Source organism: Nonomuraea sp. NPDC050451 (genome assembly GCF_044458585.1).
The window spans coordinates 46319-64637 of sequence record NZ_JBITHZ010000023.1; the positions used below are offsets into that span (position 1 = coordinate 46319).

15 protein-coding genes are annotated in these 18319 nt (G+C 71.4%); 9 read left to right on the top strand and 6 right to left on the bottom strand.

Annotation, left to right across the window (positions count from 1 at the left end; genetic code table 11):
• Window positions 1-267: 267 nt before the first annotated feature.
• Window positions 268-456: a hypothetical protein gene (locus tag ACIBI9_RS44560; protein ID WP_387576103.1), complete on the top strand. Its 189-nt coding sequence runs from the start codon at window positions 268-270 to the stop codon at window positions 454-456.
• Between the two features lie 72 nt (window positions 457-528).
• Here ACIBI9_RS44560 and ACIBI9_RS44565 read toward each other — a convergent pair whose 3' ends face one another.
• Window positions 529-1953 (bottom strand): vanadium-dependent haloperoxidase, encoded by a 1425-nt coding sequence (locus ACIBI9_RS44565; protein WP_397231988.1) that lies wholly within the window; start codon window positions 1951-1953, stop codon window positions 529-531.
• Window positions 1954-2284: 331 nt separating this feature from the next.
• On the opposite strand from ACIBI9_RS44565, the gene ACIBI9_RS44570 reads away from it, so the two are divergent.
• The gene (locus tag ACIBI9_RS44570; RefSeq protein WP_397231990.1) at window positions 2285-4615 is read left to right on the top strand and encodes a beta-glucosidase; all 2331 of its coding nucleotides are present in this window, start codon (window positions 2285-2287) and stop codon (window positions 4613-4615) included.
• A 5-nt stretch (window positions 4616-4620) separates the two neighbouring features.
• Here the strand turns inward: ACIBI9_RS44570 and ACIBI9_RS44575 are convergent, their stop codons facing one another.
• The 3 genes from ACIBI9_RS44575 to ACIBI9_RS44585 form a co-directional block, all read right to left on the bottom strand.
• Window positions 4621-5640, bottom strand: a complete 1020-nt coding sequence (locus ACIBI9_RS44575) for an endonuclease/exonuclease/phosphatase family protein (protein WP_397231992.1) — start codon at window positions 5638-5640, stop codon at window positions 4621-4623.
• 75 nt (window positions 5641-5715) lie between these two features.
• Window positions 5716-6507: an SAM-dependent methyltransferase gene (locus ACIBI9_RS44580; RefSeq protein WP_397231994.1), complete on the bottom strand. Its 792-nt coding sequence runs from the start codon at window positions 6505-6507 to the stop codon at window positions 5716-5718.
• A 208-nt stretch (window positions 6508-6715) separates the two neighbouring features.
• Entirely contained in the window at window positions 6716-7468 is a 753-nt protein-coding gene (locus ACIBI9_RS44585; protein WP_397231996.1) for a SpoIIE family protein phosphatase, read from the bottom strand.
• Window positions 7469-7748: 280 nt separating this feature from the next.
• On the opposite strand from ACIBI9_RS44585, the gene ACIBI9_RS44590 reads away from it, so the two are divergent.
• From ACIBI9_RS44590 to ACIBI9_RS44605, 4 genes are all read left to right on the top strand, one after another.
• Window positions 7749-8903, top strand: a complete 1155-nt coding sequence (locus ACIBI9_RS44590; protein WP_397231998.1) for a sensor histidine kinase — start codon at window positions 7749-7751, stop codon at window positions 8901-8903.
• A gap of 30 nt (window positions 8904-8933) precedes the next feature.
• Window positions 8934-10073, top strand: a complete 1140-nt coding sequence (locus ACIBI9_RS44595; protein ID WP_397232000.1) for a hypothetical protein — start codon at window positions 8934-8936, stop codon at window positions 10071-10073.
• Window positions 10070-10753: a response regulator gene (locus ACIBI9_RS44600; RefSeq protein ID WP_397232002.1), complete on the top strand. Its 684-nt coding sequence runs from the start codon at window positions 10070-10072 to the stop codon at window positions 10751-10753. The genes ACIBI9_RS44595 and ACIBI9_RS44600 overlap by 4 nt, the downstream gene beginning before the upstream one ends.
• A gap of 97 nt (window positions 10754-10850) precedes the next feature.
• On the top strand, window positions 10851-11774 hold the full coding sequence (locus ACIBI9_RS44605) for a TauD/TfdA family dioxygenase (protein ID WP_397232004.1): 924 nt from the start codon (window positions 10851-10853) through the stop codon (window positions 11772-11774).
• Here ACIBI9_RS44605 and ACIBI9_RS44610 read toward each other — a convergent pair.
• Window positions 11771-12352: a Uma2 family endonuclease gene (locus ACIBI9_RS44610; RefSeq protein ID WP_397232006.1), complete on the bottom strand. Its 582-nt coding sequence runs from the start codon at window positions 12350-12352 to the stop codon at window positions 11771-11773. The genes ACIBI9_RS44605 and ACIBI9_RS44610 overlap by 4 nt on opposite strands.
• Window positions 12353-12671: 319 nt before the next feature.
• Here ACIBI9_RS44610 and ACIBI9_RS44615 point away from each other — a divergent pair, with 319 nt between their 5' ends.
• On the top strand, window positions 12672-13337 hold the full coding sequence (locus tag ACIBI9_RS44615) for a lytic polysaccharide monooxygenase (protein WP_397232008.1): 666 nt from the start codon (window positions 12672-12674) through the stop codon (window positions 13335-13337).
• 4 nt (window positions 13338-13341) lie between these two features.
• Here the strand turns inward: ACIBI9_RS44615 and ACIBI9_RS44620 are convergent, their stop codons facing one another.
• Window positions 13342-14472 (bottom strand): LacI family DNA-binding transcriptional regulator, encoded by a 1131-nt coding sequence (locus ACIBI9_RS44620; protein WP_397232010.1) that lies wholly within the window; start codon window positions 14470-14472, stop codon window positions 13342-13344.
• A gap of 309 nt (window positions 14473-14781) precedes the next feature.
• Between ACIBI9_RS44620 and ACIBI9_RS44625 the strand changes: the two genes are divergently transcribed.
• Window positions 14782-16680 carry a primary-amine oxidase gene (locus ACIBI9_RS44625; RefSeq protein ID WP_397232012.1) on the top strand — a complete coding sequence of 633 codons (1899 nt, stop codon included), beginning with the start codon at window positions 14782-14784 and terminating at the stop codon, window positions 16678-16680.
• A 14-nt stretch (window positions 16681-16694) separates the two neighbouring features.
• The gene (locus tag ACIBI9_RS44630; protein WP_397232014.1) at window positions 16695-18317 is read left to right on the top strand and encodes an ABC transporter substrate-binding protein; all 1623 of its coding nucleotides are present in this window, start codon (window positions 16695-16697) and stop codon (window positions 18315-18317) included.
• Window positions 18318-18319: the final 2 nt, after the last annotated feature.

Here is an 18319-nt window from a genome sequence, read left to right on the forward strand (position 1 = left end):
GAACTTACGCCCCATCACTAACTTCTCACTTAAAAGGCTCTAACAGACACTTGTCCATCACTAGCCCCATAGTGCGCCGTGAGGGTCGGCAATCTTGCACCCCGGGTCAAGAGATCGCCTCCCGTGAGTGGGTTTTTCCAACCTCCCTCGTCTCCGGCCCAGTGGCCGGTTCACCCCTCGGGATGGAAGGCTTCCCGCATCCGCCCCGGTCCTCCTGCGAACGGGTGGCCGGGGTGGAAACCTCGCAGGGCACTGGAAGGAGTGCGTATGAGTCAAGTAGCCGGCCGCGTCGAGGCCAAGCGGATCAACGACCACGTGGAGCTCATTCACGTCGACAACCCGGACGCGGTGTTGGAAGTACCGCGCCGCGACTGGGAGTCGTTCACCGCGGCGGTCAAGGCGGGCTCGTTCGACCTTGAGACGCTCAACCGGTTGGCCGAGGAGAACGTGGCCTGACGCCCCGCTGCACGAAGAGGCGCCCGCTCCCAGCGCAGTGGAGCGGGCGCCTCCGTGGTGCCGGGGCGGATGTCAGCCGAGGCCGGTCCAGTACGCCTTGGCGCGGTCCCAGGCCGCCGTGCCGACCGCGCGGCCGAGGGCGCGGCCCTGCAGGTCACCCAGGCGGAAGTGGATGCCGCCGTACCGGCGCGACACCCCGGCCTCGTCGGCCGCTTCGGTGAACGTGCGCCAGCGCAACGTCACGTCCTGCGCCGGTGTCACCCCGGGCTCCACCTGCGACGAGCCCTTCGCGATCACGGCCTGCCCGCCGAACGTGTCGCCGCCGGTGAAGCGCTTGAGCACCTCGGCCGCCGCCCCGCTGAACGTGCTGTGCCCCGAGACGTACTCGGCGAACGGCGGCGTCGGGAACGTCGGCACCTGGAACGGCACCCACGTGGCCCCGTCGATCACCCGGCCGCCCCACGTCGGGATCTGCTGCCCCTTGTACAGGTACCGGATCGCGGTGATCGGGCGGCCCGAGTCGTGGTCGCGCTTGACCTCCCACGAGGCGATCCCGGCGTCCATGACGGAGTTGGACAGCGCGAAGAACAGCTTCGCGTCCTGGTCGAGGCCATGGTGGTCGCGCGCCGAGATCTGCTGCGCGAACAGGCTCCAGTGGCCGGGCGGCGTCTCGCTGGCGGGGCCGTCGGCCCAGTATTCGGCGATCGACTTCTGCCGGTCGGTCAGCGCGGCCGTGATGGACACGATCTCGGCGGCCTGCGTGCGGAAGCCGGACGAGCCGTAGGCGTAAGGCGGGGGCACGGCGTCGGCGAGGCCGCGGGCGGCGCCGCTGAAGGAGGCCACCTGGCCCCAGTGCGGCGCGAGGAACGGCGGCGTGACCGTCGCCCCGGCCCGGTTGACGTACGTCAGGGGCGCCCACCGGCCGGGATTGTTGAGCGAGGTCAGCGGGTCGGCCACCACCACGGGGGCGTTGACGGGCGCGTAGCCGGTGGTGTCGGCGTAGCCGCCGAGCTGGTTGGAGCCGTCGCCGTGCCGGTAGTCGAGCACCGCCTGGCAGGCGGTGACGCCGGTCTGCGCCGGCACGCTCGACGCGTCGGCCGGGTCGTAGCCCAGCTCGGTCATCAGCGCGTCGAACGTGGCCCGCTGCGCCGGATAGAGGTCGACCGCCGCCAGGTGGGCGGCGAAGCTGATGGCCTCGGCCTTGTTCGCGTCGGTGCGCTCGGCCGCGGGCCGCCGCAGCGAGCCGCCCAGCCGGGTGCCGACGGCGACCGCGTCGTAGGCGGCCCACGCGTCGTAGGCGCAGGTGTGCACGATCGCCAGTGCCCTGGCGACGAGCGGTGGGCCCAGCGTGCCGGTGCGCACCGCGGTGAGCAGCGTCTGGTTCCACCGGACGACCACGTTGGGACCCGTGGCCTGGGAGGGTAAGGCGGGCAGGACGAGCGCGGCGGCGCTCACCAGCGCGAGCGCGGCCACGCGTAAGGATCTCAGAACGGGCAAGGCAGTTCTCCTCGCTGTCGGCGGGCCCCGGGTGCCGGGGCATGACGACGATTCCATGCTCGAACACATTTTCGAGCTAGCCTTCTGGTGACAGTCGCCTGCCGTTCCGGTGACCCCCGCGAGATCCTTTCCGAGCGCGTCCTGAGGGTGCCGACCTGGCCAGTGTGCCTGTGGGGGAGCGTGGTCGGATTTCTCGCAATTTTCCTTGATAACGCCGCAGTCCGAAAGTTTCGGTGGTCCATCGAAATATTCTTGACGGCTTTTGCGGTGGGCACTTAGAGTCCGAATTCAATGATCGGAATGAGCTTTCGAAGGTTTCAGAAGGAAGGCCATGACATCAGTGAACGCGCCAGGTCTGGCGCCCTGGCGGGACAGCGCGCGGACGGTCGGCGAGCGGGTCGAGTCCCTCCTCGCGGAGATGACGCTGGAGGAGAAGGTCGCGCAGCTCGGCTCCATCTGGCTCCAGAACGGGCCCGAGCACGGCAACGTGGCGCCGATGCAGGGCCGGTTCAGCACGGCCGAAGGGCTGGACGAGCAGCTGGTCCACGGGCTCGGGCACCTCACCCGCGTGTACGGCACCGCCCCGCTGTCCGCCGCCGAGGGCGCGGCCCGGCTGCGCAAGCTCCAGGAGCTGGTGATCACGTCGAACCGGCTCGGCATCCCGGCCATCACCCACGAGGAGTGCCTGACCGGGTTCGCGACGTTCGGCGCGACCGCGTACCCGACCCCGCTGGCCTGGGCGGCCACGTTCGACCCGGACCTCGTCGAGCGCATGGCCGCGGCCATCGGCGGTGACCTGCGGGCCGCGGGCGTGCACCAGGGGCTGTCGCCGGTGCTCGACGTCGTACGCGACTACCGCTGGGGGCGGGTGGAGGAGTCCCTGGGCGAGGACCCGTACCTGGTGGGCAAGATCGGCGCGGCCTACGTGCGCGGCCTCGAAGGCGCCGGGATCATCGCCACCCTGAAGCACTTCGCCGGTTACGGAGCCTCGCGGGCGGCCCGCAACCACGCCCCCGTCAGCATCGGGCCGCGCGAGCTCGCCGACGTGATCCTCCCGCCGTTCGAGATCGCGCTGCACGAGGGCGGCGCGCGTTCGGTGATGAACTCCTACACCGACCTCGACGGCGTCCCGGCCGGGGCGAGCGCGGACCTGCTGCGGCGGCTGCTGCGGGACGAGCTGGGGTTCGACGGGACCGTGGTGTCCGACTACTGGGCCGTCCCGTTCCTCGCCTCCACGCACCGGGTGGCCGAGGACGACGCCGCGGCCGGGGAGGTCGCGCTGCGGGCGGGCATCGACGTGGAGCTGCCCGAGACGGTGTCGTACGGCGCGCACCTGGTCGCGAAGGTCCGCGCGGGCCACGTCGAGGAGGCGCTGGTCGACGAGTCGGTACGCCGGGTCCTGCGCCAGAAGATCGAGCTCGGCCTGCTGGACGGCGGCCCGCTCGTCCCGGACGGCGCGGACGACGTCGATCTGGACAGCCCGCGCAATCGCGGGATAGCCGCCGAGCTCGCGGAACGCTCCCTCGTGCTCCTGAGCAACCCCGACGGCCTGCTGCCCGTCGGCCCCGGCACGACCGCCCGGCTCGCCGTCATCGGGCCGTGCGCCGACGACCCGCGTACCCTCATGGGCTGCTACGCCTTCCCCAACCACGTGCTCGACCGCTACCCGGAGCACGGCATGGGCCTGCCCATCCCGTCCATCAGGGAAAGCCTCGTGCTGGAGTTCCCCTACGCCGACGTGCGGTACAGCCTCGGAGCCGAGGTGTCGGGCGACGACGCGTCGGGGATCGCCAGGGCCGCCGAGGTAGCGGCCGAGGCGGATCTCGCGCTCGTGTTCGTCGGCGACCGGGCCGGGCTGTTCGGCGGCGGCACGTCGGGCGAGGGCTGCGACGCGGCCGACCTGCGGCTGCCCGGACTCCAGCCCGACCTGCTCGAAGCGGTCCTCGCGACCGGCACGCCGACCGTGCTCGTCGTGGTCTCGGGCCGGCCGTACGCGCTCGGCGCCTACAAGGACCGGGTGGCCGCCCTGGTCCAGGCGTTCTTCCCCGGCGTGGAGGGCGCGGCCGCGGTGGCGGGCGTGCTGAGCGGGCGGGTCAACCCGTCGGGACGGCTGCCGGTGCAGATCCCCGGCACGCCGCCGATCAGCCCGTCCACCTACCTCCAGCCGCCCCTGGGGAGGAAGGCGGAGGGCATCACGGTGCTCGACCCCACGCCGGCGTACCCGTTCGGGCACGGCCTGTCGTACTCGGCCATCGAGTACGTGGCCATGACGACGGACGTGGCCGAGTGCCCCACCGACGGCTCGGTCGAGGCGCGGGTGACGGTGCGCAACGCCGGCGCCAGGCCCGCGGAGGAGGTCGTGCAGCTCTACGCCTCCGACCCGGTCGCGCAGGTCGCCAGGCCCGTCGTGCAGCTCATCGGGTTCGCCCGGGTGGCGCTGGAGCCGGGGGAGGAGCGGGCGGTGGTGTTCGGCGTGCCCGCGGACGCGTTCTCGTACACCGGTATCGACCTGCGCCGCATCGTCGAGCCCGGGAGGATCGTGCTCTCCGCCGGCCCCTCCGCCGAGGACCCGCCGCTGCGGGCCGCCGTCCGGCTCACCGGCGAGACCGTCGTGCTCGGCTCCAAGCGGCGGCTCACCACGCACGAGCTGCCCGCCCGCTGAGCCGGCTAGGGCAGGCGCAGCTCGGCGAAGACGCCGCGGTGGTCGGTCCTGGGCACGTCCACGATCTCGACCCGGTTCACGGCGACCCGCCGGTCGGCCAGGATGTGGTCGATGGAGATGATGGGCGGCATGCTCCGGCCGTTCGGCCAGGTCGGGATCAGGCCCTTGCCCACCTGGTCGGCCGCGTCCACGTAACCGCGGTCGAGCAGGTCGCGGAAGGCGCGGTGGTCGAGGCTGGCGTTGAAGTCGCCGGCCAGCACCCGGATGGCCGACGGTGCGGCCGGGGGGAGCGCGCGCAGGGAGGCCTTCCACTCCGCCTCCATGCGCCCGAGCGGCGGATTGGGGTGGATGGCCACGAACTCGACCTTGCCGCCGCCGGGCAGCGCCACGGCGGCGGCGGGCATGTTGTGGCCGATCGGGGTGAACAGGCCGGTCAGCTCCGTCACCGGATGCTTGGAGAAGATGCCGCTCCCGGTGGCGCCGAACTCGGCCTGCAGCACCCGGTACGGCAGGAGCTGCTTCAGCCCGGCCGCGTCCAGGCGCTCGACCTCGGCCGGGGTGAGCTCCAGGGCGCTGAACACCTCGACGTCGAACCTGCGTACCAGGTCGACGACGGTCTGCGCGTCACCGCGGCCGAACAGGTTGACCGACAGCACCCGCAGCGGCGCGCCCTTCGCGGGCGGCTGCTCGGCGCTGAAGGCCCGCGGCGTCACGACCGACACCATCACCGCGCACACGAGCGCCGCGGCGAGCGCGGCCGGGCGGTTGCGCCTGAGCAGCGACAGGATCGCGGTCAGCGCCGCCAGGCCGGCCCCGATGGGGGTCACGGTCATGAGCTGGGTCACGAACGAGCCGGCCTCCATGCCGGCGACCCTGATGACGGCCCACAGGGCCAGCAGCGCGGCGACCGTCCACGCGAGCCATCGCCTGCGCCGCTTCCTGGGAGCAGGGGAGCCACCCTCCGCGGCCCGCCCGGTCTCCACCGTTGTGCTCACCTGCGCCGTCCCGTCCGCGAATCGTTCCACTGCTTGAACTTTAAACTGCAGCGGGACGGCTCGCGCCGGGTCCACAGCTCGCTCTCAGGTTCGGCGCCGGCGGGGTCAGCGCTTGTGGCCCACCCCGGCGTACATCCAGGTCGCCGGGTCGGCGAAGAGCGGCGTGTCGTGCCACTCCGAGACCGCCACGAGCCCCGGCTCCACCAGGTCGAATCCGTCGAAGTAGCGGGCGATCTGCTCGCCCGTCCTGGGCGTCCGGTGCATCGCCTGGTGGCTCGTCGCCGACAGGTAGGCGTCGGCGGTCTCCTTGGGCACGAGGTCCAGCGTCAGATGGCTCAGCACGAGGTAGCTGCCCGGCGGCAGGGCCGAGGTGAACGCCTTGACCAGCCCGGCCGGGTCGTCCTCGTCGGAAATGTGCATGAGGATCGCGACCATCATGAGCGCGATCGGCTGGGTGAAGTCGAGCGTGGCCGGCACGTCGGGGTGCTCCAGGACACTGCGCGGGTCGCGAACGTCGGCCTCGATGTAGGCGGTCCTGCCCTCCGGCTTGCTGCTCAGCAGCGCCCTGGCGTGCGTCATCACGATGGGGTCGTTGTCGACGTAGACCACGCGGGCCTCCGGCGCCTCCTCCTGCGCGACCTCGTGGGTGTTGCCCTGGGTCGGGATGCCCGTCCCGAGGTCGAGGAACTGCCGGACACCCAGCCGCGTGAGGTGGCGCACCGCCCGGCCGAGGAAGGCCCGGTTGTTCCTGGCGCTCTCACGCACGCCGGGCACCGCCGCCATGGTCTGCTCGGCCACCCGGCGGTCGGCCTCGAAGTTGTCCTTGCCGCCCAGCCAGTAGTCGTAGACGCGGGCCGAGTGCGGGACATTTGGGTTGATGCCGTAAGGAACGGTCACGGACCCGATCTTAGGCCAGGGATGGAAGAAACCCATCCTTCGGACCACAACCTTCTTGAACGACGTGCTCCCGACCGAAGAGGAACGGGGCGCACGTGCACTGACCTCGTGGACCGCCCTGACCACGTCCGGCTGGACGGACGCGAGACCGGCGCTTCCCACCAGGATCCTCGGCTGATGAGCGCCGCCATGGGCCCGCGTGGGTGTCTCAGGCCGTGACGTAGTCGGCGATGATCACCGTGGCGTCGTCCTTGGGGTCGGCCGCGGCCATCTCGTCGTACAGCCGGTCCAGGCACGCGCTCGGCGACATCCCCCCGGTGAACAGCTCCTTCATGCGCGCCGCCCCGAGCGCCCTGATCGCGCCGCTCGTCACGATCACGACGCGGTCGCCGGGACGGAGCGCAACGGCGCCGACCTCCGGGTTGAGCTCCGTCGGCAGGCCGATCCCGCGTAACGGCGGGCCGTCGCCGAAGGAGTGGGACGTGGTGAGCGGCTGCGGCTGCGTGCCTTTCGGGCAGTGCCAGATCGCGCCGTCGCCGACGTGCGCGAAGCGCAGGCGCGGGCTCTCGCCCGGTTCGAGGACGATCACGTCCAGGCTGGTGACCAGGGCGGGCCCCGCGCCGCCGCGCAGGGACGCGGTCCGCACGGCGCGATGGGCCGCCTGCGCGCACTCGTCCAGGTTCTCCTGGTACTGCGGCCTGGCGCCGACCACGGCGCCCAGCGCCAGGGCCGCGGCCGTGTGGGCCGGCCCGCCGCCGGCCCCGCCGTGGGCCGCCGCGACCAGCCGCTCCTGGATGACGTACGCGTCCGACGGCCGCCCGCGCGAGCCGTCGTACGTGCCCCCCACCGCCACCAGGCGCGGCCGGGCCACCGGCATGCCGGCCGGCCAGTTCCCCCGCCGGCCGCGGACCGTCATCACAGACAGGCAGCCGACCAGGATCGAGATCACCAGCAAGGTCATGAGGTCCCCTCTCGTCGCATCGTCGCGACCCGCAGCCCAGTACACGCGCTGCTGAGCAGACGCGACTGACGGCTGATCGGCCGTCGTAGCGAATGACGGCCGATCAGCCGTCATGCCGGGGGACGCGCGGGGAGCGAGGGTGCGGGGAGGCGGTCAACACCGCGAGCAGAGCCGGCACGAGGGAAATGACGATGCGACCCATGTCTCCACCCGGCGCCACAGAGACGCTCTTACGTTATTGTGAAGCCCGTCTTGTGCTGTCATCGCGAGCGGGCGGCTCATGTCTCTCCCCGGTTCCACGAGATACGACTCCGCGACCAGGCACATGGAGCGGACCATCGCGCGCACCGGTGCGGGGGCGCGGGGCGTGGTGGGGTTCGTGGCGATCGTCGCCGCGACCCTCGGCGCCGTTCCACCGGTCTCCGTCGCCTGGCTGGCGCCCGCGCTCGCGGTCGACCTCGTGTGGACGGGGTTGTTCCTGTGGGTGGCCTGGCGCGGCCGGCGGCTTCCGGCCTGGCTGGTGGCCGGTGACGCGGTCATCACCGTCGCCCTCTGCCTCGCGCAGGGCCACCTCGTCGGCGGGGCCGCGCTCGAGGGCGGGTCTAGCTGGATCGCGGGGCTGGTGACGATGACCATCGTCGTATCGGGGGTCACGTGGCGGCCGTGGGTGGCGGTGTCCGTCGGGCTCGTCGTGGCGGGGGCGTACCTGGCCGGGATGCGGCTGGCGGCCCCGTACCAGGAGGTGGCCGGGACGCTGGGGATCCACCTCGTGCAGATCCTCTGCATCGCGGTGCTGATGACGCTGCTGCGCCGCTCCGCCGCCTCGGCGGACGCGTTCCTGCGGGAGAGCGCCCGCGCCGAGATCGCGCTCATCGTCGAGCGGCTGCGCCGCGAGGACGAGCTGCGCCAGGTCGGCAGCGTCCACGAGACGTCGCTGCACACGCTGACGATGGTCGGGCTGGGCACGTACGACAAGCCCTCGCCCACCCTGCGCCGGCAGGCGGTGGCCGACCTGGCGGCGCTGGAGAAGCTGCGCGACAGGCCGAGCGCCGAGTCCGCGCCCATCGCCCTGGACGCCCTGCTCGACCAGGTGGCCGGGCGGGTGACGGGGCTGGACGTCCGCAGGCGGCTGACGCCGGAGACGGTGCCGGGGGAGGTCGCGGAGCGGTTCGCCCGCGCGGTCACCGAGGCGCTGGCCAACGTGGCGCTGCACGCCGGGGTGCGCGAGGCCGAGCTGGTCTCCAGCCGGCGCGACGGCGAGATCAGGGTGGAGGTCGCGGACGCGGGAGGCGGCTTCGACGTGGAACGGGTGCCGTCGGACCGGTTCGGCGTGCGCGGGTCGATCCTCGACACCATGCGCTCACTCCCGAACGCCGGTGCCGACATCCGGTCCGGCGACCAGGGCACCCGGGTGAGCCTGTGGTGGCGGCCATGACCGGCGGCATCTCGCGGCATGGGGGCGACCATGACCGATGACATCGAAGAGGTGGCGCAGCGGTACGCCCGATACACCGCGATCGGCGCCGTCGTGATCACGGCGGTCTGGCACACCGGCTACGACCTCACCGTCACCGTCTCGGGCTGGCCGGCCTTCCGCTGGCCGTGGCTGGCGGCGGTGGCCTGGATCGCCTACACGGTGATCGTCGTGATCGCCGCGCGGTCGCTGGTCACGGCGTTCGAGGGGCCGGCCAGGGCCCGCGGGCTGGCCGCCGTCGTGCTGGCCGCGGACGTCGCGGTGATCGTGGCCTGCCGCCCCGAGGACCTGCTCGGACCCAGCGACTGGGGCTGGGGCTCGGTGGGCTGGGTCGGCGTGCTGCTCCTGTGGAACCGGCCGGCCTGGCGGCGCGAGCTGATCGCGTTCCTCTCCCTCAACGCCGGGATCATGCTGACGGCGATGATCGTGACGGGGACCGTCGACCGGGTCTCCATCGCCAAATACCTCATGGTCATGGTGGGGAGCATCACGCTCCAGCTCGGCTACGCGGCGGGCTGCCACACGCTGCGCGTCCGCGCCGAGGACGCCGCGCTGCTGGCCCGCCGGCTGGCCGCCGACGACGCCTGGCGGGAGTCCGCCCAGCGCATCCACGCCGACCGGTTGCGCCGCTACGCGGCGATCCGTGACGTGGCCGAGTCGCTGCTCGAACAGCTCGCCGACGGGGCCGACCCGGGCGATCCCCGCGTACGCGAGGACTGCACGGCCGGGGCCATGCGGCTGCGGCGGCTCATCACGGAGCGGGAGGACGTGCCGGACGAGCTGGTGTCGGTGCTGCGCGAGCGCATCGACGCGGCCGAGCGGCGCCAGGTCCTGGTGACGGCGCCGCCGTTCGGGGAGCGCATGCCCGCGCTGCCGGACGGCGTACGGGAGGATCTGCTCAGAGCGCCCGTGCGGGCACTGGACGGGGCGAGGTCGCGCGCCAGGGTCACGGTGTCCGCGATGTCCACAATGGTGAGCGTGGCCGTCGTGGCCGACAACGACGACCTGCCCGTCAGCGCCACCCCGGTACGGGAGGCGAGCGGGGTCGTCGTCACCTATCAGCGGCAGGGAGGGGAGGTATGGGTCAACAGCATCTGGGAGGGCCCGCCGGCGCAGCGGCGGGACGCGTGACGGTCGCCCTGGTGGAGGACCATCAGGTGGTGGTGGACGGCGTGAGGTCGTGGTTCGGGCCGCCGAGCCCGGTGGAGCTGGTCGCACAGGGGCCGACCATCGAGTCCGTCCGCGGCGTGCAGGCCGACGTGCTCCTGCTGGACCTCAACCTCAACGGCACCATGGTCGTGGACCGGGTCGCCGAGCTGTGCGCGGGCGGCCAGCGGGTCATCGTCTTCTCGGAGCACGAGGAGCCGGAGACGGTGCGCGCGGTGCTGGACGCGGGGGCGTCGGCGTTCATCGGCAAGGGCCGGGCCACCCGGGAGTCCTGCCTGGAGACCATCCTGGAGGTGGCGGCCGACCGGCCGTCCGTCACGCCGCCCATGGCCCAGGCGATCGCCACGGACGAGGGTCCCCATCGGCCGCAGCTGTCCGACAAGGAGCGGGCGGCGCTGCTCTACTGGTTCCAGTCGATGTCGAAGGCGTCGGTGGCGGCCAGGATGGGCATCAAGGAACGCACCGTGCGCCAGTACATCGACCGCGCCAGGGTCAAGTACGCCGCCGCGGGCCGCCCCGCGCCGACCAAGGAGAAGCTCCTCATCTGCGCCATCCAGGACGGGCTGGTCCAGCCGGACGAGGTGACCGTCTACACCTCGCTGGCCGCCCGGGCCGCGCCGTCCGAGGAGTTCCGCCCTGGGTGAAGACGTTATGCCGTGGGCGATGCGGGGCTGCCTCGGCCGATCCGGAAGGGCAAGGTGACTCTCGAACGGCTGGCCGATCGAGAGGTGGTGTCACGTCATGGCGGTGGCGGAAGTGCCGGGACCGGGGGAGTGGCTGGGGTCGGAGCTGCGAGGCGACGACAGCTGGCGGATCCGGCTCACGGAGGCGCACCGGCAGGAGGTGCTCGCCGCCGTCCACGCTGCGGGCAGCGAGGTCTCGCGGGAGAGCTTCCGGCTGCCGACGCTCGGCCCCGTCCTGCGCCGGGTGCGCGACGAGCTCACGCACGGTCGCGGCTTCGTCCTGCTCCAGGGGGTGCCCGTCGAGGGGCTGAGCGAGCGCCAGTGCGAGACGGCCGCCCTCGGCCTCTCCTGCCACGTGGGCGGCGTCGTCCCGCAGGGTCCGGAGGGGGCGCCGGTGATGCACGTACGCGACACGGGCGCCGACCCGTCCCATGCGCGGACCAAGAGCTACCAGCACAGCGGCCGGCTCGGCTACCACAGCGACCCGACCGACGTCGTGGCCCTCCTGTGCGTCCGCCCGGCGAAATCCGGCGGCCTGAGCGCCGTCGTCAGCTCGGTGGCGGTGCACAACGAGGTGGTGCGCACCCGGCCTGACCTGGCGGAGGTCCTCTACGAGCCGTGGTGGCACGACCGCCGCACCGGCGACGGCCCCGACAGCTTCTACACCAAGCCGATCTGCGCGGCTCGCCCCGGGGGCGGGGTGTCCATCGCGTACGGCCCCGACTATCTACGCTCTGCCCAGCGCGGCGCCACCGTGCCGCCTTTCACCGGGGCGCAGGAGGAGGCCATGGCCCTCCTCGACGACCTGACCAACGACGCCCGCTTCACGCTCACCATGGATTTCCGGCCGGGCGACCTGCAGTTCCTCAACAACCACGTGACCTTGCACAGCCGCACCGCCTACGAGGACCACCCCGAGCCGCCCCGCCGCCGCCACCTACTCCGCCTCTGGCTCACCACCGCTCCAGGTGAGCGTCGCTAGTCGCCCAGCAGCTCGGCAGGGTCGAAGCTGACAGGGAACGGCCAGGTAAAGCTCGCGAGGGTGCCGGCCTTGTAGCGGACCGGCGTGTCATAGCACTCGTCTTTGAGCTCGTAGACCCAGAGCGTCGGTCCTTCCTCCGGCTCGATCCGCCAGTAAACGGGGATGCCCGCGTCTCCATACGCTTCGGCTTTGAGTACCTTGTCCCGCATCTTGGTGCTCGGGCTGCCCACCTCCACCGCGAGCAGGATGTCCTGAGGCGAGAACATGAGCCCGGTAGTTCGCGACCTCTTTTTGGGCACGACGACAAGGTCAGGGATGTAGACGTCCTGGTTGGTGGCTTTTAGATTGACGGTCGTCAACACCTCCATCTGCGGTGGTGCCGCATGCTTGAGGAGGAGCAGCCCATAAGTTATGGCGATCTGGTGCAGGACTGTGGGGGCAGGGCTCACCAGTAGGCTCCCGTTGAAGAGCTCGTAGCGGTTCCCGTCGTCCGGGAGCTTGAGCAGATCGTCGACAGTGAACGGCGCCCGGCCCGGAATAACTACACGCCCCGTGCCGGTCGGTTCGATCGTCGCCATTGCGGTCACCCACCAAGTATCGGGAGCCTTACCCTCGCCCACATGCTACTTCCCCAATTCTCATCACTTTAAGTTCTGACCCAGTCACGTATTGATACACCCCCTCCGGATCGGACATAAGTGAAAGTTTCAGTCAATCTGGCGGGTTGGTGGGAAAGCCCTTTCCGCTGCTCACCCGGTACGTCGACCTGGGCGTGCGGAGAGATGACCATGAGCTGACACGGCCCGTCATTTGTGTGGACTTGCGGGGTCAGATACGGTCGCCCCGCGGAGCGCTCCCCTTCCCGGAACCCCCCGACCGGAACACGGAGATCGCACTATGCCCCAAGCCGGACCCCACCGCTGGGCGCGGCGCGCCCTCGCTGTGCTGCTGACAACGGCGATGATCTTCGCCGTGCCCCTGGCCGAGTCCGCCTCGGCACACGGCTCGGTCGTCGACCCCGCCTCCCGCAACTACGGCTGCTGGCTGCGCTGGGGCAACGACTTCCAGAACCCCGCCATGCAGCAGCAGGACCCCATGTGCTGGCAGGCGTGGCAGGACAACACCAACGCCATGTGGAACTGGAACGGCCTCTACCGCAACGGGGTCGGCGGCAACCATGAGGGGGTCATCCCCAACGGTCAGCTGTGCAGCGCCGGCCTGACCGAAGGCGGCCGCTACCGCTCGATGGACACGCCGGGAGCCTGGACGATGGCGACCCTCGGCAGCACGTTCAACATCCGCCTGAGCGACCAGGCCAGGCATGGTGCGGACTACATCAAGGTCTACATCACCCGCCAGGGCTACAACGCCCTCACCACGCCCCTGGGCTGGAACCACCTGGAGCTGGTCCGCACGACCCCCAAGTACGCGCCCAGTGACGTGTACATGATCAACAACCTCAGCAAGGGCTCGCGCACCGGCCGTCACGTGATCTACACGATCTGGCAGGCCTCGCACATGGACCAGTCGTTCTACTTCTGCAGCGACGTCAACTTCGGCTGAGCCGCTACGGGCGGCGGGGGCGCGTCGAGGCGCGGATGGAGAGCTCTATCGGGTGTACGCGCTCCGTACCCACGGGCGCGGCCCCGGACAGCAGCTCGAACAGCAACTCCGCGCAGCTCGCCCCCGCCTCCTTCGGGCGCAGGTCGATCGCGGTGATCGGCGGGTCGGACTGGCGAGTGGCGGCGCTGTCGACGCACGAGGCGAGCAGCACGTTCACGCCGGCCTCCCGCAGCAGCGGCGCCACCTCGGTCGCCGCCCCGGCCGGCGCACACACCAGGGCGTCCAGCGGCCCGTCACCGCCCCGGCCCAACACCGCCGCCCCGCCCAGCCCCTGATCGGCGTCCCGGTTGACGGATCGGCCGTCCCGCTCGGTGAAGCGGTCGTCACCCCGCTCGGCCTCTCGGCCGGCGTCGAGGAGGGCGCGGGCGGCGGCCCGGACCTCGTCGCCCGACGCGTCGAAGGACACCCGCCGCACCAGCGGCACCACTTCGTGCGCCGCGCACCACTCCAGGTAGCCCCGGTGCACGCTCGCCGCCCAGTCGCTCTCGTCCCCGGCCACGATGAGCGCCGGCCGCGACGCGCCCGACTCGCGCAGATGGTCGAGGAGGCGGCCCAGCATCGAGGCGTGCTCCGACCACACCACGCCGTCCGCCTGCCGGGAGCCGGGGAAACGTTCGCACGAGACCGTCGGCAGACCCGTCGCCATCAGGCTCTCCACCACGGGGTCGCCTCCCAGCGGGTCCCCAAGCACGAGGCCGTCCACACGCGGTGGCCGTGAGCGGCGCTGACCGGACGTGATCAGCGTGACGTCGTAGTCGTGCCGCGCCGCCTGCTCCACCACGCCGAACACGAACGACATGTAGTAGGAGGAGCGGGTCAGGACCTCGGGGACGTGCAGGCCGATGGTGCCGGTGCTGGCCTTGCGCAGGTGCCTGGCCGAGCCGTTGGGCACGTAGCCGAGCCGCTCGGCGACCTGCGCGACCGCCTCCCGGGTGCGCTCCGAGACCCGCCCGGAGCCGCGCAGCGCGTCGGAGGCCGTCGTCTTCGACACCCCCGCCTCCCTGGCGACGGTGAGGATCGTGACCGGCTCCTCCGTGCGCACGCCTGCCCGCTCGCGCCCCTCGTCTGCTCGCACGCCCTGATGGTAGCGGCCCTGATCGCCCACTTCCGCCGGACGAGACGCCGGGACCCATCGGGCCCTCCGTCGCTCCCCGCGTCCCGCGAGCGGCGGGGCCGTCCGGCGTTCCCTGCGTCTCACGAACGATGGGGCCGTCCGGCGTTCGGCGGTGACGCGGCTCGGGGGTGGGAGGGGTCCGCGGGGGTGGTGGGGCTTGGGTAAACGGTCTGTTTCGGGTGGCGGTTGGGTCTTGTCTCCGTCCGGTGGTCGCAATTAAGTTATCCCAAACCTTGCCGGAACGTTCCGGCATCAGAAAGGGGCGGAACGTTGCACCTGACCACCGGGAAGCACCCCCATCCTCTCGACCCCCTCGCCGCGCAGGAGATCGACGAGGTCAGGCGGATCTTGACGCAGGAGGGCCTGCTGACCGACACGGTGCGAGTGGCCTACCTCGGCCTCGAGGAGCCGCCGAAGGGTGAGGTCCTGGCGTACGAACCGGGCGCCCCCGTCGGACGCCGGGCCCGCGCGTTCCTCCTGGACCTGGCCACCGAGACGGCCGAGGACGTGATCGTGTCGATCAGCGCGGCCACGGTCGAGGAGCGCAGGCCCATCGACCCGGTCACCGACGGCCAGGTGCCCATGCTGGACGAGGAGCACGCCCTGGTCAGGCGGGTGCTCAGGGAGGACCCGGCCTGGGCCGAGGCGCTGTGGCGCAGGGGGATCGAGGACCCGGCGGGCGTCTACCTGGCCGCGCTGAGCGCGGGCAACTTCGGCCTCCCCAAGGAGGAGGGCCGGCGGGTGGCGAGGGTGCTGGCGCACCTGATGCCCACGCCCGAGAGCCTCCCCTGGGCCCACCCCGTGGACGGCCTGGTCGCGTACGTGGACCTGGTCAAGGGCGAGGTCATGGAGATCGTGGACACCGGCCCCCAGCCGATCCCCGGCGAGCCCGGCGACTACCACCAGGGCCCGCACCGGACCACGCAGAAGCCCATCCACATCACCCAGCCGGAAGGCCCCAGCTTCACGGTCGACGGCCCTCTGGTCACCTGGGAGAAGTGGAGCCTGCGCCTCGGCTACGACATGCGCGAAGGGCTCACCCTGCACCAGATCGGCTTCGAGGACGACGGCCGCGTCCGGCCGATCGTCTACCGGGCGTCGGTGGCGGAGATGCTGGTCCCGTACGGCGACCCGAGCCCGATCCGGTTCTGGCAGAACTACTTCGACACCGGCGAGTACCAGCTCGGCAAGCTGGCCAACTCCCTGGAGCTCGGCTGCGACTGCCTCGGCGAGATCACGTACTTCGACGCCGTCGTGACGGACGGCGGCGGCGTGCCCAAGGTGATCACGAACGCGATCTGCATGCACGAGGAGGACTACGGCGTGCTGTGGAAGCACACCGATCCGGCCAACGGCTCCCGGGAGACCCGCAGGCAGCGGCGCCTGGTGATCTCGTTCTTCGTCACGGTGGGCAACTACGACTACGGCTTCTACTGGTACCTCTACCTCGACGGGACCATCGAGCTGGAGGTCAAGGCCACCGGCATCGTCTTCACCGGTGCCTACGACGACCGTGCCGCGCCCTACAGCTCGGAGGTCGCGCCGGGGCTGGCGGCGCCGTACCACCAGCACCTGTTCAGCGCCCGGCTGGACATGACGGTGGACGGCGTGGCGAACGCGGTCGACGAGGTGGAGGCGATCGCGGTCGAGAGCCCGTACGGCAACGCCTTCGGCCGCGCCGTGAAGCGGCTGCGCACCGAGGGAGAGGGCCGGCGCGACGCCGACCTCGCCAAGGAGCGCACCTGGCATGTCGTCAACCCCGACGTACGCAACCGCCTCGGCCGCCCGGTCGGCTACGCCCTGCACCCCGAGGGCAAGCCGGCTCTGCTCGCGCACCCGGAGTCGTCCATCAGCAGGCGGGCCGAGTTCGCGACCAGGCATCTGTGGGTGACGCGGTACCATCCCGCAGAGCGCTATCCTGCCGGTGACCTGGTCAACCAGCATCCCGGCGGCGCGGGCCTGCCCACCTACACCAGGGCCGACCGCGACATCGACGGGCAGGACATCGTGCTGTGGCACACGTTCGGCCTGACACATTTCCCCCGCACGGAGGACTGGCCGATCATGCCGGTCGACACCTGTGGGTTCGTACTCAAGCCGGTCGGGTTCTTCGACCGCAACCCCACGCTCGACGTCCCGCCGAGCGCCGCCGAACGTTCCTGCCACTAGAGGAGAAGAGGCCCATGCGTCCCATACGCCTGGCCTGCGGTGTCATGGCAGCCCTGCTGGCCTCGGCCTGCGCCGCCACCGGAACGACCACCACCCCCGCCACAGCCCCCGACCAGCCCAATCCGACCGGTTACCTCGCCACAGCCGACCCGTCGCTCCCCACCGGGGGCACCCTCAACCTGGCCGTGCACATCGACAGCGGCGCCGCCACCGGGTACGACCCGCAGCTCGCCGACGTCGCCACCACCTGGCAGCTGCTCTCGCTGTCCTACGAGACGCTGGTCACGGTGGGCCCCGACTTCAGCGTGCAGCCCATGCTGGCCGAGAAGTGGGACACCCCCGACCCCAAGACGTACGTCTTCCACCTGCGCGACGGCGTCACCTTCTCCAACGGCCGCGAGATGACGGCCGACGACGTGGTGGGCAGCCTGAAGCGGCTGCTGGCCTCCAAGTCGGTCTGGCGCGGCCAGCTCGGCCCGGTCAAGTCGGTCACCAAGGACGGCGACCGCGCGGTCAAGGTCACCCTGAGCGAGCCGTACACGCCGTTCCTGGCCGCCCTCGCCAACATCCCCGCCGCCGTCCTGCCCATGAAGGAGATCGACGACAAGTCGGTCGACCCGGCCAAGACGCTGCTCGGCACCGGCCCGTACGTGGTGGAGAACCACCGCCAGGACGTGTCGTGGACCTTCAAGCGCAACGACAAGTACTGGGCCAAGGGCAAGCCGGCCGTCGACGCCGTCAACGTGACGATCGCCCCCGAGGAGGCCGCGCGCATCGCCGCCCTGCAGAACGGCAGCGCCGCCCTGGCCACGCTGGGCAACGTAGACTCGGCGACCATGCTGGCCGGGGCGAAGAACGTCCAGGTCGTGACCCAGGCCACCACGGACTTCTACTATCTGATGCTCAACACCCAGGCCCCCAACTCCAAGTTCGCCGACCCGAAGGTGCGCCAGGCCGTCGCCATCGCGCTCGACCAGAAGCAGATCGCCGACGTGGCGCTCGGCGGCAAGGGCAAGCCGACGGCCATCACCCCGGCGGGCCTGCCGGGCGCGTGCGACCCGGCCGCGCTGCCGTCGGCGTCCAAGAGCGTGGACGAGGCGAAGAAGCTGCTGGCCGAGGCGGGCGCCCAGAACCTGACGTTCACGCTCAGCATCTTCTCCACCGAGCCCGCCCCGGCGGTCGCCCAGGTGATCCAGCAGAACCTCCAGCAGGCCGGCATCACCGTGAAGATCGAGCAGCTGGACGAGGCGAGCTGGGCGGGCAAGGTGTACGGCAAGGCGCCCGCCGAGTTCGACGCCGCGCTGTCCTGGTTCGCCGGTTACGCCGACCCCGGCATGGTCACCAAGTGGTGGAACCCGGAGACGGCCGGCTTCAACGTCGGCTTCATGAAGCCGGACAAGGAGCTGAACACGCTCATCGACGCGGCCGGCAAGGAACCCGCTGGAGCCGCCCGTGACAAGGCGCTGGCGGCCGTCTGCGCCAAGGCCGACACCGACGCGCAGATGATCCCGCTGGTCACCCGCCCGGCCACGATCGCGTTCCGGACCGACGCGCTCAGCCCCAGCCTGTACGCCACCGAGGGGTACGGCAACGTGCTGCGCCTGATCGCCGACGCCCGCGTGAAGAAGACCCAGTAGCC